General features: G+C 71.7%; 1 pseudogene. It reads right to left on the bottom strand.

From position 1 onward, the window contains the following. Nucleotides 1-1,195: pseudogene (locus AOK24_RS34525) on the bottom strand (LamG-like jellyroll fold domain-containing protein); the annotation flags it as partial.

Below are 1,195 nucleotides of genomic sequence, written 5' to 3'. Positions count from 1 at the left end.
GCGCCCATGGCGTCGGTGGTGGACGCGAGGCGGCCGGCCGGGTCGTAGGCGTTGGCGGCGACGGTGAGGTCGCGGGTGGTGCCGGTGGGGTCGCCGGTCCAGTCCTTCAGGACGGTCGTGGCGTGCTGGCCGCGGGCGGTGTACGTGTAGGTGAGGCGGGTACCGGCCGGGTCGGTCTGGGCGGTGACGCGGCCCAGCGGGTCGTGTTCGTAGCGGGTGGTGTTCTGTTCGGCGTCCGTGCTGCTGTCGTTGAGGCCGTACGCGTCGTAGTGGTTGGTGGTGGTGCGTTCCGGGTCGCCGCCGGTGGTGTCCTTCGTGGTCTCGGTGAGGAGGTTGCCGTCGGCGTCGTAGGTGCGGCTGATCGCGGCGGTGTGGACGGTGTTCGTGATCTCGTTCTTCACGCCCACGCCGGTCTCGCTGACGATGCGGGACGCCTCGTCGTAGCCATAGGCGGTGGTGACGCCGGCCGGGAAGGTGTCCGAGACCTGCTTCTCGGCGGTTTTCCGGCCGAGGCCGTCGTAGGTGTACGACGTGATCAGGCCGGAGGGCGAGGTCACCTCGGCGAGGTCGCCGCCCGCGTAGTAACGGTAGGAGGTCTTCGCGCCGCCGGGGGTGGTCTGGGTGAGGACGAGGCCGGCCGGGGTGGTGCCGCCGCCGACCGCGGCTTCGGTGCCCGCGGTGTAGGTGGTGGTGGCCGTCGTGGTGTCTGCGCGGGTGACGGTGGTGGGCAGGCCGAGGGTGCTGTACGCGAAGGTGGTGCGGTAGCGGTTGTCGGCGGGGCCGGTGGAGCGGGCGTCGCGCTGGGTGAGGGGTTTGTCGTTGCGCGGGTCGAGCGGGTCAGCGGCGTTGAGGAAGTAGGTGGTGAAGCTGGTGGCGCAGGAGCCGGCGTCGCGGCAGGTGGTCGTGGAGACGGTGTTGCCGCGGGTGTCGTGTCCGGTGACGGTGGTGTGGCCGTTGGGGTCGGTGACGGTGTGGAGGTAGCCGCCGGTGTCGTAGGCGTAGGTCGTGGTGCCGCCGTCGGCGTCGGTGGCGGCGGTGCGGCGCTGGCCGCGCAGGGCATCGTAGGTGGTGCTGGTGGTGGCGCCCGCGGGGTCGGTGACGGTGACCGTCATGGCGAGGGCGGAGCTGCCGGAGTGTTCGCGGGAGCGGTAGTGCTCGGCGACCTGGTCTGCGGTCAGGCCGTGCTGGTAGACGG

Source organism: Streptomyces niveiscabiei, assembly GCF_001419795.1.
GTDB lineage: Bacteria > Actinomycetota > Actinomycetes > Streptomycetales > Streptomycetaceae > Streptomyces > Streptomyces niveiscabiei.
This window is presented reverse-complemented; position numbering and strand designations above follow the sequence as displayed.